Source organism: Pantoea sp. SoEX (assembly GCF_009829945.1).
Lineage (GTDB): Bacteria > Pseudomonadota > Gammaproteobacteria > Enterobacterales > Enterobacteriaceae > Pantoea_C.
Map to the genome: position 1 here is coordinate 84,147 of NZ_SZZT01000001.1, position 20,177 is coordinate 104,323.

15 protein-coding genes and 3 tRNA genes are annotated in these 20,177 nt (G+C 26.7%); 14 read left to right on the top strand and 4 right to left on the bottom strand.

Annotated elements, in window-relative coordinates; all coding sequences use genetic code 11:
- Positions 1–63: 63 nt before the first annotated feature.
- Positions 64–139, bottom strand: a tRNA-Val gene (locus FD726_RS00360).
- A 259-nt stretch (positions 140–398) separates the two neighbouring features.
- Here FD726_RS00360 and gltX point away from each other — a divergent pair.
- The 3 genes from gltX to FD726_RS00375 all read left to right on the top strand — a co-directional run bounded on the left by gltX (position 399) and on the right by FD726_RS00375 (position 3,575).
- Positions 399–1,796 (top strand): glutamate--tRNA ligase, encoded by a 1,398-nt coding sequence (gltX, locus tag FD726_RS00365; RefSeq protein WP_159989609.1) that lies wholly within the window; start codon positions 399–401, stop codon positions 1,794–1,796.
- A 101-nt stretch (positions 1,797–1,897) separates the two neighbouring features.
- Positions 1,898–1,970 (top strand) — tRNA-Ala (locus FD726_RS00370).
- A 348-nt stretch (positions 1,971–2,318) separates the two neighbouring features.
- The gene (locus tag FD726_RS00375; protein WP_159989610.1) at positions 2,319–3,575 is read left to right on the top strand and encodes an Nramp family divalent metal transporter; all 1,257 of its coding nucleotides are present in this window, start codon (positions 2,319–2,321) and stop codon (positions 3,573–3,575) included.
- Positions 3,576–3,645: 70 nt separating this feature from the next.
- Here the strand turns inward: FD726_RS00375 and FD726_RS00380 are convergent.
- Positions 3,646–3,717 (bottom strand) — tRNA-Arg (locus tag FD726_RS00380).
- A gap of 110 nt (positions 3,718–3,827) precedes the next feature.
- On the opposite strand from FD726_RS00380, the gene sixA reads away from it, so the two are divergent.
- The 11 genes from sixA (at position 3,828) to FD726_RS00435 (ending at position 15,895) form a co-directional block, all read left to right on the top strand.
- A complete protein-coding gene (gene sixA, locus FD726_RS00385; RefSeq protein WP_159989611.1) occupies positions 3,828–4,310 on the top strand; it encodes a phosphohistidine phosphatase SixA in 483 nt (160 codons plus the stop codon).
- 184 nt (positions 4,311–4,494) lie between these two features.
- A complete protein-coding gene (gene prmB / locus FD726_RS00390) occupies positions 4,495–5,427 on the top strand; it encodes a 50S ribosomal protein L3 N(5)-glutamine methyltransferase (RefSeq protein ID WP_159989612.1) in 933 nt (310 codons plus the stop codon).
- Positions 5,428–5,475: 48 nt separating this feature from the next.
- Entirely contained in the window at positions 5,476–6,549 is a 1,074-nt protein-coding gene (gene aroC / locus FD726_RS00395; RefSeq protein ID WP_159989613.1) for a chorismate synthase, read from the top strand.
- A 335-nt stretch (positions 6,550–6,884) separates the two neighbouring features.
- Positions 6,885–8,099, top strand: a complete 1,215-nt coding sequence (gene fabB, locus FD726_RS00400; RefSeq protein ID WP_159989614.1) for a beta-ketoacyl-ACP synthase I — start codon at positions 6,885–6,887, stop codon at positions 8,097–8,099.
- Between the two features lie 133 nt (positions 8,100–8,232).
- Positions 8,233–9,384: a 4-phosphoerythronate dehydrogenase gene (locus FD726_RS00405; RefSeq protein WP_159989615.1), complete on the top strand. Its 1,152-nt coding sequence runs from the start codon at positions 8,233–8,235 to the stop codon at positions 9,382–9,384.
- 239 nt (positions 9,385–9,623) lie between these two features.
- Complete coding sequence (truA, locus tag FD726_RS00410) at positions 9,624–10,412, top strand: tRNA pseudouridine(38-40) synthase TruA (protein ID WP_159989810.1); 789 nt, start codon at positions 9,624–9,626, stop codon at positions 10,410–10,412.
- Positions 10,413–10,570: 158 nt separating this feature from the next.
- Complete coding sequence (gene accD, locus FD726_RS00415) at positions 10,571–11,491, top strand: acetyl-CoA carboxylase, carboxyltransferase subunit beta (protein WP_159989616.1); 921 nt, start codon at positions 10,571–10,573, stop codon at positions 11,489–11,491.
- Positions 11,492–11,502: 11 nt separating this feature from the next.
- Entirely contained in the window at positions 11,503–12,777 is a 1,275-nt protein-coding gene (gene folC / locus FD726_RS00420; RefSeq protein WP_236260978.1) for a bifunctional tetrahydrofolate synthase/dihydrofolate synthase, read from the top strand.
- A gap of 442 nt (positions 12,778–13,219) precedes the next feature.
- The gene (locus tag FD726_RS00425) at positions 13,220–13,723 is read left to right on the top strand and encodes a CvpA family protein (RefSeq protein WP_159989618.1); all 504 of its coding nucleotides are present in this window, start codon (positions 13,220–13,222) and stop codon (positions 13,721–13,723) included.
- A gap of 26 nt (positions 13,724–13,749) precedes the next feature.
- Complete coding sequence (gene purF, locus FD726_RS00430) at positions 13,750–15,267, top strand: amidophosphoribosyltransferase (RefSeq protein ID WP_159989619.1); 1,518 nt, start codon at positions 13,750–13,752, stop codon at positions 15,265–15,267.
- Positions 15,268–15,325: 58 nt separating this feature from the next.
- Positions 15,326–15,895 carry a UbiX family flavin prenyltransferase gene (locus FD726_RS00435; RefSeq protein WP_159989620.1) on the top strand — a complete coding sequence of 190 codons (570 nt, stop codon included), beginning with the start codon at positions 15,326–15,328 and terminating at the stop codon, positions 15,893–15,895.
- Positions 15,896–15,898: 3 nt separating this feature from the next.
- Here FD726_RS00435 and pta read toward each other — a convergent pair whose 3' ends face one another.
- Positions 15,899–18,061 (bottom strand): phosphate acetyltransferase, encoded by a 2,163-nt coding sequence (gene pta / locus FD726_RS00440; RefSeq protein WP_159989621.1) that lies wholly within the window; start codon positions 18,059–18,061, stop codon positions 15,899–15,901.
- Positions 18,062–18,132: 71 nt separating this feature from the next.
- The gene (locus tag FD726_RS00445; RefSeq protein ID WP_159989622.1) at positions 18,133–19,335 is read right to left on the bottom strand and encodes an acetate kinase; all 1,203 of its coding nucleotides are present in this window, start codon (positions 19,333–19,335) and stop codon (positions 18,133–18,135) included.
- Between the last annotated feature and the right edge of the window lie 842 nt (positions 19,336–20,177).

Genomic DNA, 20,177 nt, shown 5'->3' on the forward strand with positions numbered 1-20,177 from the left:
AATTTCACAATTACAAAATATGTTATAAATTTAAATTATATTCAATTTCTTATAGTTATGTAATGGTGGGTGATGACGGACTCGAACCGCCGGCCCTCTCCTTGTAAGGGAGATGCTCTGCCAACTGAGCTAATCACCCTATAGCAAATATTTACTTAATATTAAAATATTTATAATATAGTGTTAATAGTTATTAAGTTTTAATGTTACTTTATTTTAAATTTTTAGTTGAACTTTATATCCGTATACATGATATAACTCTTTTTTTAGAAAAACAAGTTTTTATTTTAATAATTTATTTTATATTCTCAGTAATTAAAATATAATGAAGTGTTTTATGTTAAATATTATAATTATTAAAAATCATTTTAAATGATATTAGTTTAGGGTTTTAATTAATGAAAATAAAAACTCGTTTTGCACCGAGTCCTACTGGTAATTTACATATTGGGAGTATTCGTACTGCTCTCTATTCTTGGCTTTTTGCACGCCATAACAGAGGTATATTTATATTAAGGATAGAAGATACTGATGAAGAACGTTATCAAAAAAAATTTGTTAAAGCTATTATAGATAGCTTAAATTGGTTGAAAATAGATTGGGATGAAGGACCATATTACCAAACTAAAAGATTTGATCGTTATAATGATATAATCAATAATATGTTGAATAAAGGTACTGCATATAAATGCATTTGTTCTAAAGAACGTTTAGATAATTTGCGTAAATCACAAATAATAAATGGACAAAAGCCACGATATGATGGATATTGTAAAACGAAATATAATCTGTCAAATAATATACCTCATGTAGTTAGATTTAGCAATCCTCAAGAAGGATATGTAATTTTTAATGATGAAATTAGAGGTAGAATTAAATTTAATAATAAAGAATTAGATGATTTAATTATCCGCCGCAGTGATGGCTACCCCACTTATAACTTTTGTGTAGCAATAGACGATTGGGATATGGGTATAACTCATGTCATTCGTGGTGAAGATCATATTAACAATACACCAAAACAAATTAATATATTAAGAGCTGTTGGTGCAAATATACCAACTTACGCACATGTTTCTATGATATTTGGCCCTGATGGAAAAAAACTTTCTAAACGTCATGCAGCAATAGGAATATTGCAATATAGACAACAAGGATATTTGCCAGAAGCTATACTTAACTATCTAATAAGACTTGGTTGGTCTCATAAAAATAAAGAAATATTTACTGTCTCTGAAATGATAAATTTATTTACACTCAATAAAGTAAGTAAATCTCCTAGTATATTCAATATTAACAAACTGAAATGGATAAATCATCATTATATCAATACATTGCCTGCAGAACAAATAGCAAAATATCTATCACAATATATGAATATCGACTGTGATTCCAAACTAATAAAAATTGTTGAAGTATTTGGAAAAGGTTATAAAACTTTGCAAGAAATCTCTAAATCATGTAATTATTGTTATGAAAATTTTTTCGAACTAAATATTGATTGCGCTAATAAATATTTGAATTATTCTAATTATAAGTTATTGGAATCCATCCGTAGTAAATTACTTTTAACATGTAATTGGAATTCTGAAAATATTCATGAAATCATATTAAATACATCAAAAGAACTTAAAGTAAATATGAATATAGTCTGCATGACTTTGCGAGTAGCTATTACTGGCAATGATTCATCACCAAGCATTAATAAGATTATAGAACTAATTGGTTTAAAAATAACTGTATCTAGAATTGAAAATGCTTTAGATTTTATTAAAAATATTAAAATATTAAAATGAACTTTGTTATATTTAATATTATAATTTTATTAAAATTAAACATAAATAATTATTTATTTAATAAATAACAAAATCATAATTAATAAATTAATCACTATATTGGGGCTATAACTCAGATGGCAGAGTACTTACATGGCATGTAAGAAGTCAGCGGTTCAATTCCGCTTAGCTCCATAAATTTTAATTTTTAAATTTTTATATGTAAAATTATATACTATAATTATTACGGTGTTAGTCACTATTAATTATTTATATATTTGGAATTATTAGATATTTTTAATAGTTAAGGAACATAACACCTAAGTTTAATATACATAAATATATGATATTATTGATTAGTTTTAATTTTGATTAGAACGTATTTTTTTGTGTCATTTTTACATTATTTGCATAATGTTTTTATTCAATAAAAATTTATAGCAATTGCTAATATTTATATTTTGTAGTGTGTTATAAAATGAACTATATCATTTTAACATTACAGTATAAATTTTTAACAAATGTCCAGATAGGATACTGAATATGTTTGAAATGAGCATCATTGAAAGCCTTATTAAAGGAGCAAAAAGAGTTAAATTAGCTTTGTTGGGACCAGCTTTTATTGCTGCAATAGGTTATATAGATCCTGGAAATTTTGTAACTAATATTCAAGCTGGAACAGCTTATGGTTACAAATTACTTTGGGTAATAGTATGGGCAAATATTATGGCGATGATAATCCAATTAATGTCTGCTAAATTAGGTATAGTAACTGGCAAAAATCTAGCAGAACATATAAGAGATAGATTTCCACGTCCCATAGTATGGTTTTATTGGGTTCAAGCTGAAATTATTGCTATAGCAACAGATTTAGCTGAATTTCTTGGAGCATCGCTTGGATTCAAGTTATTGTTAAATATTTCTCTTTTTAAAGGAGCAATATTAACTGGGATAGCTACTTTTTTGATTTTGCTTCTACAAAATTATGGCCAAAAGTCTATTGAAATAGTAATTGGTTCTTTATTAATTTTTGTAGCTGGTGCTTATGCTATAGAATTATTTTTTTCAAAACCTAAATTTAATGAATTAATTAGTGGTATTGCGTTACCTATTTTACCAAATCTCGAGACAGTTTTTCTTTCAGCTGCTATATTAGGGGCTACTATTATGCCTCATGTAATATACTTGCATTCTGCTTTAACTCAATTTAGTGATGGTAAGAGTAGTATTCAGGAGAGATATGCAAGTGCTAAATTAGATGTCATAATTGCTATGACTATTGCTGGTTTTGTAAATTTATCTATGATGGCAACAGCAGCAGCAGTATTTCATTTTAGTGGATATACTAGTATTTCTAAGTTAGATCAGGCTTATTTAACTTTAAAACCAATTTTAGGACAAGCTGCTGCAACAATTTTTAGTCTTAGTTTAGTAGCAGCAGGGCTGTCATCTACAGTGGTTGGAACAATGGCTGGACAAGTTGTAATGCAAGGTTTTGTTCATTTTAGCATACCATTATGGTTCAGAAGATTTATTACCATGTTTCCATCTTTTATTGTTATCTGGATAGGTTGGGATGTAGCTCATATTTTAGTGCTAAGTCAAGTAGTATTAAGTTTTGGAATAGCATTAGCCCTGGTTCCTTTGATTTCATTTACAGGAAATACTGAGATCATGGGTGATAAAATGGTAAATTCATCCTTATTAAAGAATGTAGCTAAATTAATTACTTTAATTGTTGTTGTGCTAAATATTTATCTGGTAGTAGGCGAAATTAGAGGTAATATCGATCCATTTTAGAATATAAAATTATAATTAGATCTGTTAAAATTATTAAAAAAACTTTATTACAAAATATAATTTTTGAATATGTCCCCTACAGGAATTGAACCTGTAATTAACCCTTAGGAAGGGTTCGTTATGTCCGTTTAACTAAGGGGACTTTCAATTTTTTATAAATCGTGTAATTATAAATAAGTTAATAAAATTTTAATACTAATGTTATATTTTTATTTATTAAATTAATAATAATTTTAATGATCAGGTCATATTATGAAAATCTTTATAATGCGTCATGGAAATTCTTTTGTCGGATCAGCAAAAGATGAAGATAGATTTTTAACAGAATGTGGAATCAATGAATCAAGAGCAATTGCTGTTTGGTTTAAAAAACAGTATTACTGTATTGATTATGTATTAATTAGTCCTTATAGAAGGGCTATACAAACTGTTTCAAAAATAAATGATATACTGTTATTAGAACATCAAGTTATTTTGACAGAATTAAAACCAAATGGCAATCCTTCAATCGTTTTCCAATACTTAAAAAAAATATATATTGATGGAATAAAATCTGTATTATTAGTATCACATTTGCCTCTTATTTGTAACTTAATCAATATTATTTGTCCAAATGAAAAAAAAATATATACATTTGCACCTTCATCTATTACTTATATAAAGTTTTATTTATTTAAAGACAAAAATAAAATATTATGGTCCGTTAATCCTGCTAATATTTCAAAACCCATATGATTATTTATTAAATAATTTGCATTGCTTGTTTAAATATCTTAATGAACTATAATATGTAAGCTTTATTTTAAATAATTATTTCTTGAATTAATACTTTTATTTTTTTGTAAAAAAATTAATACGATTATATTCGTATATCTATAAATTCAGTTATTTGTTTTAAGAACCCTGAAAAGGAGATTAAATGGATCTAATTTTTACTGAAGAAGTATTAAATGAACTACACACTATTCAAGATATGCTGCGTTGGGCAGTAAGTCGATTTATATCTGCTAAAATTTGTTATGGACATGGTGCAGACAATCCTTGGGATGAAGCAGTTCAATTAATTATCCCTTCTCTTTTTTTACCGATAGATATACAGGAAGAGATTCGTAATTCTCGTCTAACTACTAGTGAGCGTAGCCGTATTATCAAACTCGTAATTAGGCGTGTTAATGAATGTATTCCTAGTGCTTACTTAACTAATAAATCTTGGTTTTGTGGTTACGAATTTTATGTTGATAATAGAGTAATAATTCCACGTTCACCTATTGGTGAACTAATAGGAAACAGTTTTGGAGATTTAATTAGAAATACACCTGATTATATTCTTGATATGTGCACAGGAAGCGGTTGTATTGCAATAGCATGTTCTTATATCTTTCCCAAAGCTAAAATAGATGCAGTAGATATTTCTCAAGATGCATTAGATGTTGCTAAAAAAAATATCGAGGAACATCACTTAGTTAATAATATTAAGTTGATTAGATCTAATTTATTTAATCAGTTACCCAATGTAAAGTATGACTTAATCATCACAAATCCTCCTTATGTTAGTGTAGAATCCATTGCTCATTTACCTAACGAATATCATTATGAACCAGCAATAGGACTATCCGCTGGTAGTAATGGTTTGAATATTATACGTCGTATTTTAGCTATAGCTCAAAATTATCTTAATGATAATGGTATTCTTATTTGTGAAGTAGGTGATAACATGGTTCAAATAATAGAACAATACTCAGACGTACCTTTTACTTGGTTAAAATTTGATAACGGTGGTGATGGAGTATTTATGATAACACGTAAACAACTAATAAATGCACAATATCATTTTACTTCTTATATAAAATAAAAAGCAAATAAATTTTGTTTATATTAAAAACTACAGTAGGAATACAATATGGCGGGTAATAGCATTGGACAAAGTTTTCGAATAACAACATTTGGTGAATCACATGGAATAGCATTGGGGTGTATAATTGACGGAGTACCACCAGGATTTACAATTAATGAATCGATAATTCAACATGAACTAAATCGTAGACGTCCTGGTAGTTCACGGTATACTACTAAGCGTAATGAATTAGATAAAATAAAGATACTTTCAGGTATATTTAAAGGCATTACTACAGGAACTCCTATAGGTTTAATGATTGAAAACACTGATTTTAGGACAAAAGATTATAATAATATTAAAGATTTGTTTCGTCCTGGACACGCAGATTATACTTATGAAAAAAAATATGGAATACGCGATTATAGAGGAGGAGGGCGTTCATCTGCTAGAGAAACTGCTATGCGTGTAGCAGCAGGATCAATTGCAAAGCAATACTTAAAAATGACACATAATATATCAATAAGAGGTTATATTGCACAAATTGGAGATATTCATTTAAAATTTAAAAACTGGAATTGCGTTGATACAAATCCGATTTTTTGTCCTGATCCAGATAAATTAGATTTATTAGATAAATTAATACGATCACTAAAGAAAGAAGGTGATTCCATAGGAGCTAAATTAAATATAATTGCTGAAAATGTTCCGCCAGGATTAGGTGAACCTGTTTTTGATAAACTGGATGCTGATTTAGCACATGCGTTAATGAGTATTAATGCTGTAAAAGCTGTTGAAATCGGTGATGGTTTTTCAGTAGTAAATCAACGTGGAAGTCAACATAGGGATGAGATAAAAGAAAGTGGTTTTCAGAGCAATCATGCTGGAGGTATTTTAGGAGGTATTAGCAGTGGTCAAAATATCATCATTAGTATAGCGATGAAACCAACTTCTAGTATAACTAAACCAGGACAAACCATTGATCATAATGGTAAAGAAACTCAAATAATTACTCATGGTCGACATGACCCTTGTGTAGGGATTAGAGCGGTTCCTATTGCTGAAGCTATGATAGCTATAGTGTTAATGGACCATTTGTTAAGACATAGAGCTCAATGTTCCAATAATAAATTATGTTAATTTTTTTATAATTAATATCTCATTATGATATTTGAAATGTCTGTCAATATATATTTTAAAAATTTAATAATTTGAGATAAATTATATTTTGTATAAACAAATTATCACATAGATATTAACTATACATATTAAGTTTTTGTTTTTAAATATAAATAAATAATTTATTAAATGAAAATAAAATTGTTATATCTTCATATAAAACATAATAATTTATATTTAGAATATTTATTATAAATTATTGTGTTTTAAAAATGAACTTTTCTTCTTAGATAAGAATAATTGCAATTTATAAGATAGAAATTTATTATAATTTTATGGTATATGAGGGTATTTTAATGAGATCTGCGGTTATTACTGGCTTAGGCATCATTTCTAGCATTGGAAATAACAAGCAAGAAGTATTGAATTCTCTTATTGCAGGTCGTTCTGGAATAACATTTTCTAAAGAAATGGAAAATTCTGGTATGCGCAGTCATATTTGGGGTAATATTAAATTAGATGTTAATGGTTTAATTGATCGTAAAATTTCTAGATTTATGAGTGATGCATCAATTTATGCTTATCTTTCAATGAAGGAAGCAATAAAAGATTCCAAATTAAAAAATCATATATACCAAAACAATCCACGTGTTGGCTTAATAGTTGGATCAGGAGCAGGTTCTCCACGTTTCCAAGTATTTGGTGCTGATGCTATGCGCAGTGCACGTGGATTAAAAGCAGTTAGTCCTTATGTAGTAACTAAAGCCATGGCTTCAGGAATTTCTGGATGTCTTGCTACATTTTTTAAAATCTATGGTATAAACTATTCAATTAGTTCTGCATGTGCTACTTCCGCGCATTGTATTGGTAATGCAGTTGAACAGATTCAATTTGGTAAACAAGATATTGTTTTTGCTGGTGGAGGAGAAGAATTAAGTTGGGAAATGGCATGTGAATTTGATGCTATGGGTGCTTTGTCCATAAATTACAATCATGATCCACAAACAGCATCTCGAACTTATGATAAAAAACGAGATGGTTTTGTGATTGCGGGAGGTGGAGGTATTATTGTAGTAGAGGAATTACAACATGCTTTAAAACGAAATGCTCCAATTTATGCTGAAATAATTGGTTATGGGGCAACATCAGATGGGTTAGATATGGTTAATCCTTCAGGTGAAGGAGCGGTACGTTGTATGAACATGGCAATGCAGTTTATTAAAAATCCTATAGATTATTTAAATAGTCATGGTACTTCAACAATAATTGGAGATAAAGTAGAATTGGAAGCAATTCGTAAAGTATTTGGTAAGGCTATACCTAGTATCTCTGCAACTAAATCAATAACAGGACATGCTTTAGGAGCAGCTGGCGTACATGAAGTAATTTACTGTTTATTAATGTTACAACATGGATTTATAGCACCAAGTATTAATATTGATTCTTTAGATTCCTTTGCTAAAGACATTAATATAATTACTAAAACCACAAAAAAAAATCTTAATACCGTTATGACGAATAGTTTTGGTTTTGGTGGTACAAATGCTACTTTAATAATGAGTAAATATTAATTATAAAAACAAAAAATTATTTACTTTTTAAATATAATCAAATAAGTAATTTAATTATGTTTTAAATTATTAATTGTAACATAATATAATCACAAACAATTTTAATTGGTTTTATTATATTTAGGACATTTTAGTGAAAATATTAGTTGACGAATTTATTCCTTATGCATATGAAATATTTAAAGATACTGGCAATGTTGTTAAAATACATAGTGACCAATTATTTGGTAGAGAAATATTAGATACACATTGTCTACTAGTACGTTCTATTACTAAAATTAATAAAGGATCACTAAAAGATCGTAAATTGATAAAATTCATTGGCAGTGCAACATCAGGAATAGATCATATTGATACAAATTGGCTGAAAGAATTAGATATTACCTTTTCAGCAGCTCCTGGTTGCAATTCTATTGCAGTAGCAGAATATGTTTTTTCTTCTTTATTGTTTTTAGCTGAACGCAATAATTTTCAACTTAAAGATCGTACTATAGGAATAGTTGGTTTTGGCAATATTGGATCATATTTAAACAAAATTTTACAAGTTTGGGGAATTACAACATTATTATGTGATCCACCAAAATCAGATGATGGCCATAAAGATAAGAGAAATTTTTTTTATCCCTTATCGGAACTTATTAGTAAAGTTGATATAATAACTTTTCATATTCCTTTGATTAATGAGGGTAAATATAAAACTTTTCATATGATGAATAAAGAATATCTATTATCTCTGAAACCAAATACCATTTTAGTAAACTCTTCTCGAGGTTCAGTAATTAATACTAAAGATCTTATTGATGTATTAGAAATACGTAAGGATATAAAAGTAGTTATGGACGTATGGGAAGGAGAACCTGAAATATCAGCTAATTTACTTAATCAAGTAACTATTGCTACCGCACATATTGCTGGTTTTACAATAGAGGCTAAAATTCGTGCAACTATTAAATTATATGCAGAATGGTGTAAATTAATAAAAAAAACTAAAAAAATAAAAATTAATAAATTTTTACCTAATAAGATATTTAATAATATTTTTTTAAATGGCAATATTACGCAGTCAAAATTAAATAAATTAGTTAATTTAATTTATAATATTTATACAGATGATAGTTTATTACGTAATGCAATAATTACACAGTCTTGTTCATTCGATAATTTACGTAATCATTATAGAGCACGCAGTGAATGGTTTTCCCTAAAAATTAGCTGTAACAATTATGAAACATTTGATGTTTTAAAAAAAATTGGATTTAATGCTATATTTAAGCCGAACTTTTAGCTTCTAAAAAATATTTCTTAAAGTTATAAAATTAGTAAATATATAATATTTAATTTATTTTCATAATATTCAATATCTGTATAAATTATGCTAATCATTTCTAAATTACTTATGTTAAAAAATTCATATTTAACACTTCTTTTTTTATATAAAAATAAATTATTTCATATCAATGAAAATTGATATATTAATTAAAGGTATATGTATTCGTGTTTCATAAAAAAATAACAAAAATAGCGATGTGTATTGAATATGATGGTAGTAGTTATTATGGATGGCAACGTCAAAAAAAGGTAACTACTGTACAAGAAACACTAGAAAAATCCATTTCAAAAATAGCAAATCATTCAGTAGATTTATTTTGTGCAGGACGTACAGATAAAGGAGTGCATAGTACTGGACAAATAGTTCACTTTGAAACCAATACTAATCGTAATACAAACGCTTGGACACAAGGTGTAAACTCTAATTTGCCAAATAGCATTGCAGTACTTTGGGTAAAAAAGGTACCTGAAGAATTTCATGCTAGATTTAGTGCTATTGCACGTAGATATCGTTATGTCATTTATAATTATTCTATGCGTCCTGCTATTTTAAATCAAGGTTTAGTACATTGTTACTATCCTTTAAATATACATAGAATGCAATATTCTAGCAAATGTTTATTGGGAGAAAATGATTTTTCAGCATTTTGCGGTGCCAATTGTCAATCAAATAATTTCAATAGAAATATAATACATCTTAATATAATGCGTTTAGGATATTATGTAATTATAGATATTAAAGCAAATGCTTTTTTATATCATATGGTACGAAATATTGTAGGAAATTTAATTGATATTGGGATAGGAAAAAAGCCAGAATCATGGATGAAAATATTGTTGTCATCAAGAAATCGCATTTTTGGATGTGCAACAGCTAAAGCTCAAGGGTTATATTTAGTAGAAGTAGATTATCCTTCACATTTTTGTCTACCCAAATTATCAACAGGACCACTATTTTTACAGCAAATAAATAAAATTGATTAATTATTTTATCAATATTTTTTACATAAAAGTAATAATTTTTTATTATTTACCTTAATAGAAAATTATATGTCATAAAAAACAATTATTAAAATAATATATCTAATAAATTAAAATATAATATTTTATTATAAAATATTATAAATGAATGGATAACAAAAATGAGCTGGATTGAGCGTATATTTAACAAAAACAAAATTACTCCTATTTTACGTCGTACTAACATACCTGATGGTATATGGACTAGATGTGATAATTGTAATCAAATATTATATCGTCCTGAATTAGAAAGAAATTTTAAGGTATGTCCCAAATGTGATTATCATATGAGAATAAAAGCTAGAGATCGTTTAATAAATTTATTAGACAGTGATAATATAATGGAATTAGGAAATGAACTAGAACCTAAAGATATACTGAAATTTCGCGATTCAAAAAAATATAGAGATCGCTTGTTATCTGCTCAAAAAATTACTGGAGAAAAAGATGCTTTAGTTGTAATGAAAGGAAAATTATATAAAATTCCAATTGTAGCTGTAGCATTTGAATTCGATTTTATGGCTGGATCTATGGGTTCAGTAGTTGGTAATCGTTTTATAATTGCAGTAGAACAGGTGATAAAAGATCATTGTCCCTTAATTTGCTTTTCTGCAAGCGGTGGTGCAAGAATGCAAGAAGCTTTAATATCCTTAATGCAAATGGCCAAAACTAGTGCTGCTTTAGCTAGAATGGGAAATTTAGGATTACCTTATATTTCAGTGTTGACTAATCCTACCTTAGGAGGAGTTTCTGCTAGTCTTGCAATGTTAGGTGATATTAACTTAGCAGAACCTAAAGCTCTAATAGGTTTTGCTGGACCTCGTATTATAGAACAAACAATAAGAGAAAAACTTCCACCAGGTTTTCAACGTAGTGAGTTTCTTATTGAAAACGGCGCTATTGATATGATAATTAGAAGACCTCAAATGCGTTATAGATTAGCAAATATACTATCTAAAATGATGAATGTTCCTATACCGTCAATAGATAGCAGAGAAAAATTTAATTTCAACAATTATTCAGATAATAATTGTAAAGAATAGATATGGAAAAGATAAATAATTTACAGTTTGATAAAAAATTGAATTCATTAAAATCATGGCTCGATTATCTTGAATACATTAGTAATAAAGTATCTTTAGATATAGATAAAATAAAATTAGTAGCAAAACGTTTAAATTTGTTAAAACCTAAAGAATTTGTTTTTATTGTTTCAGGAACCAATGGTAAGGGTACTACATGTCATGTTATGGAAGTTCTCCTTATAAAATCTGGCTATCGGGTTGGTGTTTACAGTTCGCCGCATTTTTTAAGTTATATTGAAAGAATACGTATTCAAGGAAAAGTTTTAACTGAAGAAGTACATGTTAATACTTTTAAAAAAATTGAACAAAAACGTAATGATATTTTATTAACTTATTTTGAATTTAGTACTCTTTCAGCATTATATTTATTTAAAAAATCCAATCTTGATGTAATAATTTTAGAGGTAGGTGTTGGTGGTAGACTTGATGCCACTAATATTATTGATGCTGATACTACTATTATTACAAATATAGCAATTGATCATATAAATTTATTAGGAAAAGATAGAACAACTATCGGTATAGAAAAAGCTGGCATATTCCGTCCAGGTAAATTAGCCATAATAGGTGAAAATGATATACCTTCTGCTATTTTAAAAATTGCTAAATTGAAAAGAATAAATTTATTACAAGTTAATAAACATTGGCATTATTGTAAAAAAAATACATATTGGAATTTATATGACAGATATGGTTTTTTAAATAATTTGCCTTTTACACAAGTTCCTCTACCTAATGCCGCTACTGCTTTGATATCTTTACGTGCTTCTGGTTTTCAAATATCTACAGAACAAATTTACAAAAATTTACCTAAAATAAATCTACCAGGTAGATTTCAAATAGTAAGTAAATATCCACATATTATTCTTGATGTTGCTCATAACCCTAATGCAGCTAGTTACTTAGCATATCGTTTAGAAACTTTGAAAAAAAAAGGCAAGATATATGCATTAATAGGCATGTTACAAGATAAAGATATTAAAGGTACTGTCGATGCTTTAACAAATCATATTGATTATTGGTATTGTGTATCATTAGATTGTCCTAGAGGAGCTAAAGCTGAACAAATTACACTACATCTAACAAACAGTGAATATTTTTCTTTTGCTGATATCACTGAGGCATGGAAGGAAGTTATAAGAAAGGCAAAATTACAAGATATTATATTAGTATGTGGTTCATTTATTACAGTAGCTCAAATTATGAAATTAATTTCAATAAATAAAATTTTTGCTATTAATTGAATTTATATGAAATTAGATGTTTTAGTATTTGAGATGTTACCATATATCCAACATTTAGTTAAATTTATATTATATGAATTAAAAATAATTAAAATAAATATTTTATTTACAATATATTTTTATATTATTTTTAATTATATCATCTAATAAATTAAAATTAACAAAATTTTACTTGTAAAACATTAATGGTAGTATAATGTATATGTATTACTTTTGGATAAATAAATTTTTAGTCATTTAAGTATTTTTATTAAATAAATATATTGATATAAATTAAATTTATTTGAATATTTATTATATTAAAGTAACTTAAATAAAATGAAAAACAGATTTTTAAATTTTAATTAAATTTTTTTAATACTTTATCAGAAATTCATTTTTACTAAAGTAAATATTAATTAATATAAATTTCTAATATTTTAAATTGAGGTGAAATAATAAAATGACTTGGATTGACTATACCATCATAACTGTGATTAGTTTTTCTATTATCATAAGCATTTTTCGTGGATTTATATCTGAAGCATTATCCTTAGTTACTTGGATATGTGCCTTTTTTATATCAAATCATTCCCATGAATATATCATGACATGGTTGCCATTTTTTAGTAGCAATAATTTAATTAAAAAAATCATTGCTATTATGTTACCATTCTTTATTACTATGATTGTAGGTGCATTGTTAAATAATTTAATTAGAATTCTAGTAGTAAAGAATGGTTTGTCTGCAACAGATAAAATACTTGGAATATGTTTTGGAACAATTCGTGGTATATTAATCATAGCGTTAATTATTTTTTTCTTAAATATTTTTACTGATATTTCTAAAAATGTGGATTGGAAAAAATCTCAATTAATTCCTCATTTTAATTATTTAATGAAAATTTTTTTTGATTACTTTAAAACATACCGTATTTTTCGTTTCGGCAAGCATGAAATATGTTAGTACATCTTTCTTAAGGAAATATTATCATGTGTGGTATTGTTGGCATTTTTGGTTTTATTCCAATAAACCAGTGTATATATGATGCATTGACTGTGCTACAACATCGAGGACAAGATTCTGCAGGTATTTGTACTATTGATAGATTAAATCGTTTTCGTTTAAGAAAAGCTAATGGTTTAGTAAAAGATGTTTTTGAAAAAAAACATATGAAATATTTACAAGGAAATATAGGTATCGGCCATGTGAGATATCCTACTGCAGGAAGTTCAAGTGCTTCAGAAGCACAACCGTTTTATGTCAATTCCCCTTATGGTATTACTTTAGCACATAACGGTAATTTAACTAACGTTCATGAATTGCGCAAATACTTATTTGAAAAAAGTAGACGCCATGTTAATACAAATTCAGATTCTGAAATTTTATTAAATATTTTTGCTCAAGAATTAAGCAATTTTCAACATAATTCTTTATTAGAATTTAATCATATATTTAAAGCAGTTAATGCTGTACATAAGAGAATAAGAGGAGCTTATGCAGTAGTATCAATGATCATTGGTCACGGAATAGTAGCATTTAGAGATCCACATGGAATTCGCCCACTTATTTTAGGAAGACGTGTTATTAAAGACCGTATTGAATATATGATAGCTTCTGAGAGTGTAGCATTAGATATAACTGGTTTTACTATTATTAGAGATATTTTACCAGGAGAAGCAATATACATTAATCAACAAGGTCAATTATTTAATTGTCAATGTGCTGATAATCCACAAAACAACCCTTGTTTATTTGAATATGTGTATTTTGCAAGACCAGATTCTTTCTTAGATAAAATATCAGTTTATAGTGCTAGAGTAAGAATGGGAACTAAACTAGGGAAAAAAATTTCCCAAAAATGGAAAAATTTGAATATAGATGTTGTTATTCCAATTCCTGAAACTTCTACTGATATTGCATTAGAAATAGCTCATATTATTAACAAACCATATAGACAAGGTTTTGTAAAGAATAGGTATATTGGTCGCACTTTTATAATGCCAGAAAATAATATAAGACAAATCGCTGTAAAACGTAAATTAAATACTAATAGAGCAGAATTCATTAATAAAAATGTACTGTTAGTAGATGATTCAATTGTAAGAGGTACCACTTCGAAACAAATAATAGAAATGGCAAGAGAAGCTGGTGCTAAAAATGTTTACTTAGCTTCTGCTGCTCCACAAATAAGATTTCCAAATTTTTATGGCATTAACATGCCTAGTTCAAAGGAACTAATAGCTTATAAAAGAAAAACAGAAGATATTTGCACTTTAATTAAAGCAGATGAATTGATTTTCCAAGATCTTAATGATCTCATTGAAGCAGTGAACGAAGAAAATCCTAATATTACCCAATTTGAATGTTCAGTTTTTAATGGTGTTTACATAACGAAAGATATTGATGAGAGTTATTTAAGTAATTTACAATTTATAAATGATAAAAAAAGTAAAATAATTTTACATCATGAAGCAGAAAATCTTGAGCTATATAATGACGAAAATTAAATGTTATAACTAAATAAATAAAATTATTAATTTTACATTTAAATTTTGAGGTATATCTATGAAACGACTTATCATTGGTATTTCAGGAGCTAGTGGTATTATTTATGGTTTACGCATGCTTCAAGTGTTAAAAAATTTAGACTATTTAGAAACACATCTTATAATGAGTCATTCTTCCTATAAAACATTAAAAATAGAAAGCAATTTAAATTTATGTAGCATAAAAAATTTAGCAGATATAGTACATGATGTTCAAAACATAGCAGCTAATATTTCATCAGGTTCCTATAAAACTATTGGTATGGTAATTTTACCCTGTTCAATTAAAACGCTCTCAAATATTGTTAATAGTAATAGCGATTCATTATTAACGCGAGCTGCTGATGTTTCACTTAAAGAGAACCGTAAGTTAGTATTGTGTTTACGAGAAACTCCTTTACATCTCGGACATTTAAAAATGATGTTAAAAGCTTCTAAACTAGGTGCTATTATTATGCCTACAGTTCCAGCATTTTATCATCATCCCAAAAATATAGACCAAATAATAAACCAAACAGTCAATCGTATTATTGATCAATTTGATATTATATTACCTAAAGATTTATTTAAACGTTGGAACGGTATATAATTTCTACAATGTCATATCTTCATTGATAATTGTTTTATTTTGCAATTTATCAGATTGAATTGCAGTCAGAGCTATAGTATATACAATATCATCTACAGAAGCACCTCGAGACAAGTCGTTTACTGGTTTTCGTATTCCTTGTAACATGGGACCAATGGAAATTAAATTAGCTGAACGTTGTACAGCTTTATATGTAGTATTTCCTGTATTAAGATCTGGAAAAATTAGCACTGTTGCTTTACCAGCTACTTTAGAATTTGGCGCTTTAAATCTTGCAACTTCTTTAATAAGCGCTGCATCATATTGTAAAGGACCATCAATTATCAAATCTGGCCGCTTTTGTTGAGCTATTATTGTTGCCTTGCGTACTTTTTCAACGTCACTTCCACATGCTGAATTGCCTGTTGAATAAGATATCATAGCAACAAGTGGATTAATACCAAAATCTCTAGCTGAATCAGCTGATTGGATAGCTATTTCAGCTAATTGCATAGGATTTGGGTTTGGATTTATTGCACAATCACCATATACAAGAACTTGTTCTGGTAATAACATAAAAAAAATTGATGAAATTAATGAAGTATTAGGTACAGTTTTTATTATTTGTAATGATGGTCTTATTGTATTAGCTGTTGTATTAACAGCTCCAGATACTAATCCATCTACCTCATCATTCTCTAGCATCATAGTAGCTAATACTACATTATCTTTAAGATGTTCTTTTGCTGCTAATGTTGTCATTCCTTTATTTTTACGTAATTCAACTAGTCTTGATACATAATTATCTTTTATTGCAATAGGATCAATAATTTTAATACTACTATTCAAATTAATACCTCCTGATAGAGCTGTATTTTTTATTTCATCTATAGATCCTAATAAAATACAACTTGCTATTTTTCTCTCAGCACAAATTATTGCTGCTTTCATAGTACGTATTTCGTTTCCTTCGGGTAATACAATACATTTGTTTGCTTTTTTTGCTAATTGAGTTAAATGATATCTAAATGCAGGAGGAGATAACAAATCATAAATACGTTTATAATCCAAAGTGAGTGAATTGAGCCAATGAGAATTAATATAATTAGCAACATGTTCTTGTGTTTTTTTTATACGATATACATCATCAGCAGGTATTTTCATATTCAATTTTTGTAAATTAATAGATGTTTGCCAAGTATTAGAACTCACTGTAAATATTGGAATACCAGTTTGGAAAGTACATTGACATAACTTAATTATTTGCTTATTCATTTTACAACTGCCAGTAAGTAAAATTGCAGCAATTTTCAATCCATTCATAATTGCTAAACATATTGCAATTATTACTTCTAATCTGTCTGCTGAAGTAACTAATAATGATCCACTATGTAAATATCTTATTATATTTGATAGGTTACAAGAACAAAAAAGAATTGATTTTATTCTACGAGTAGCAATTTCACCTCTGTTAATAATATTGGCTTTTAAATTATTACATACATCTAACGCTCTAATATAAATAAGATCGTTATTCCATGGAATGCATCCTAAAATTGGTAGAGGAGCATTTTCATTTATTTTTTTAATATAATTATTTTGTTTATTTAAGTCTAAATTTATGCTGTAATTTATTCCAGTAATATCATAATATATATTATCGTATTTATTTACAGGAGAATTTATTTTATTAATTATAAGACCAATTATATTTTTGTTTTTTATGCTTCCAAAACTATTAGAAATTAATTTAATATGTTCTTTTACTTTTAGTAAATTACTATCACTGATTGACAATATAAAGATTATTTCTGCGTTTAATGCTTTAGCAATTTCATAATTTAATAAGTTAGAAAATTGATATTTTATAGGCAAACCTTCAATCAAAACTATTTGTGTATTTTGTGATTTAAGATGATATTTAGCAATAATTTCTTCTATTAAAATATCTTTGTTATTAGAAATTAATGTTGATTCAACAACCTTTATTTTTAATGAGTTATTAACAGAAACCAAATGATATTTACTAAATATATCGTTAGATTTATCATACCTATCATTTTGAACAATTGGTTTAAAAAATTTAACTCTAATATCTAATTGTTCTATAGCATGAAGTAGTCCTAAACTTACACTTTGAATTCCAACATTTTCATAAATTGGTATAAGTATAATAGCACGTGACAATATTTATTCCTTAAATTTTTATATTAAAAACTACGATATTTTGTCTAATTATAATTAAACAAACAAAAAAATTATTTTATTAAATTTGTGGTTTCTTTAGCAATTATTAATTCTTCATTGGTTGGAATAACTAATGTTGCGCGATAGTTTTTTTTATTTATATACCCACAACGACCAAATCTATTAAGTAAATTAAGTTTACAGTCTATTTTAAAATTTAAGATTTTTAATTTTTTTAATACGAAATAACGTACCATAGCTGAATTTTCACCTATTCCACCAGTAAAAACTAATGCATCAATTCTACCGTGCATTAAGGTAGTATAACTAGCAATATATTTTGCTATACGATGACAAAATACATCCATAGCACGTTTTGCTTCTTCTTTTATTTTATAATTTTCCTCAATATAGCGACAATCACTTGTGATTTCAGTGAGACCTAATAAACCTGATTCTTTTGTTAGCAATCTATTTATTTCAGATATATTCATGCCTAATGTGTTAAATAAAAAAAATATAATTGCTGGATCAATATCACCACTACGGGTACCCATAACTAACCCCTCTAATGGTGTTAATCCCATTGAGGTATCTACGCATATGCCATTCCTAATTGCAGATATTGAACTTCCATTTCCTAAGTGACAACTAATTATGTTAAGTGTTTTTTTTGTTTTTCTTAATATTTTTGCTGTTTTTAACATTATGTAGAAATGACTTATTCCATGTGCTCCATAACGTCTTATTCCATGATCTTTATAAAATCTATAAGGTAAAGCATATAAATAAGAAGATTCTGGCATTGTTCTATGGAAAGTAGTATCAAATACTGCAACATTTTTATCAATCAAGTGAGAGAAATTTTTCATTGTTTCATCAATACCGATTAAATGTGCTGGAATATGCAAAGGTGCAAATGCAGTAGCATTTTTAATACTTTTAATTACTTCTTGGTTTATTATAACAGAATTAATTATGTCTTTACCACCATGTACTACACGATGTCCTATACCAACAACTTTATTTAATATTTTTGTTTCTTTTTTTAAGATGTTTTCAATAATAAATTTCAGTACTTCTTTATATGTAATGCTAGGATTTAATATTTCTTCTCTTTTTTGACAATTAGACGTCCATATAATTCTTATTTTGGAAAAGTAACATAAATCAGCTAAACCAAAAATATATTTATCACCATTAATAGAATTCATTATAGTAAACTTAATTGAAGAACTACCACAATTAAGAACTAATATTAATTTATTCAACATAATAAACTTACCTTTAACAGAAAATATTCATTGCTTATATTCAATTTTTATATAAAAAATCAATATAAGTAATTATCTTATATTATTACTATTTAATTTATTATTTAGTTATAAATGATAGAAGACAAATTCATGATTAGATCAAATATAATTTGTTAAGAATAATTTCCTATAAATTTTTAAAATATAGTATCTAATTTAACTAAAACAATTTCTAAACATTTCATTAGATTAGTAATAAATGGTGTAATAGTAAAAAATTGAATTTATTATTTATTTGAAATACATGAACACATTTTATTTATAAATACTAGGAAAAATTTGAATAATAACCTTATTATAAATAATATTTAACTTTGTAAAGTTAATAATGGAACTTCAAAATAACATTAAAATCCATAAATATATCTTTTATAAAACATTCTCGTATAATTTCATAAATATTTGAAATATTACAGTCTTATTTATAAGATACATTGATTATTATGCAACCATAATAAATATTTTTCTGTTCTATTAGCAATAAATTATATTTACATGATTATATTTTGATAACTTTGATTAAAATAAGTATTATTTTTTGATGTTTCTCTGATAATAAATACAACACAATCTTGCTTACTCACTTATTCTATATCTTTGCTGAAGATTCAATGAATAAATATCAACTATTTATATTTAATTATTCGGAATGCAACTTATTAATTTAATTATTAAGAGATAGTTATTACATCATATACCATATTTTTAATATTAGTTAAACTATGGATAATTAAAATAAAATTATTTTTTATAGTAAATACAATACCAATCTACTTACTATTAACAAAAAAGTTAAGAAA

Coding starts and splice junctions, on each gene's coding strand:
- prmB (WP_159989612.1), top strand. CDS start 4,495: ATGGATCTAATTTTTACTGAAGAAGTATTAAATGAACTACACACTATT.
- FD726_RS00425 (WP_159989618.1), top strand. CDS start 13,220: ATGACTTGGATTGACTATACCATCATAACTGTGATTAGTTTTTCTATT.
- purF (WP_159989619.1), top strand. CDS start 13,750: ATGTGTGGTATTGTTGGCATTTTTGGTTTTATTCCAATAAACCAGTGT.
- accD (WP_159989616.1), top strand. CDS start 10,571: ATGAGCTGGATTGAGCGTATATTTAACAAAAACAAAATTACTCCTATT.
- FD726_RS00435 (WP_159989620.1), top strand. CDS start 15,326: ATGAAACGACTTATCATTGGTATTTCAGGAGCTAGTGGTATTATTTAT.
- fabB (WP_159989614.1), top strand. CDS start 6,885: ATGAGATCTGCGGTTATTACTGGCTTAGGCATCATTTCTAGCATTGGA.
- truA (WP_159989810.1), top strand. CDS start 9,624: ATGTGTATTGAATATGATGGTAGTAGTTATTATGGATGGCAACGTCAA.
- aroC (WP_159989613.1), top strand. CDS start 5,476: ATGGCGGGTAATAGCATTGGACAAAGTTTTCGAATAACAACATTTGGT.
- FD726_RS00445 (WP_159989622.1), bottom strand. CDS start 19,335: ATGTTGAATAAATTAATATTAGTTCTTAATTGTGGTAGTTCTTCAATT.
- FD726_RS00375 (WP_159989610.1), top strand. CDS start 2,319: ATGTTTGAAATGAGCATCATTGAAAGCCTTATTAAAGGAGCAAAAAGA.
- gltX (WP_159989609.1), top strand. CDS start 399: ATGAAAATAAAAACTCGTTTTGCACCGAGTCCTACTGGTAATTTACAT.
- sixA (WP_159989611.1), top strand. CDS start 3,828: ATGAAAATCTTTATAATGCGTCATGGAAATTCTTTTGTCGGATCAGCA.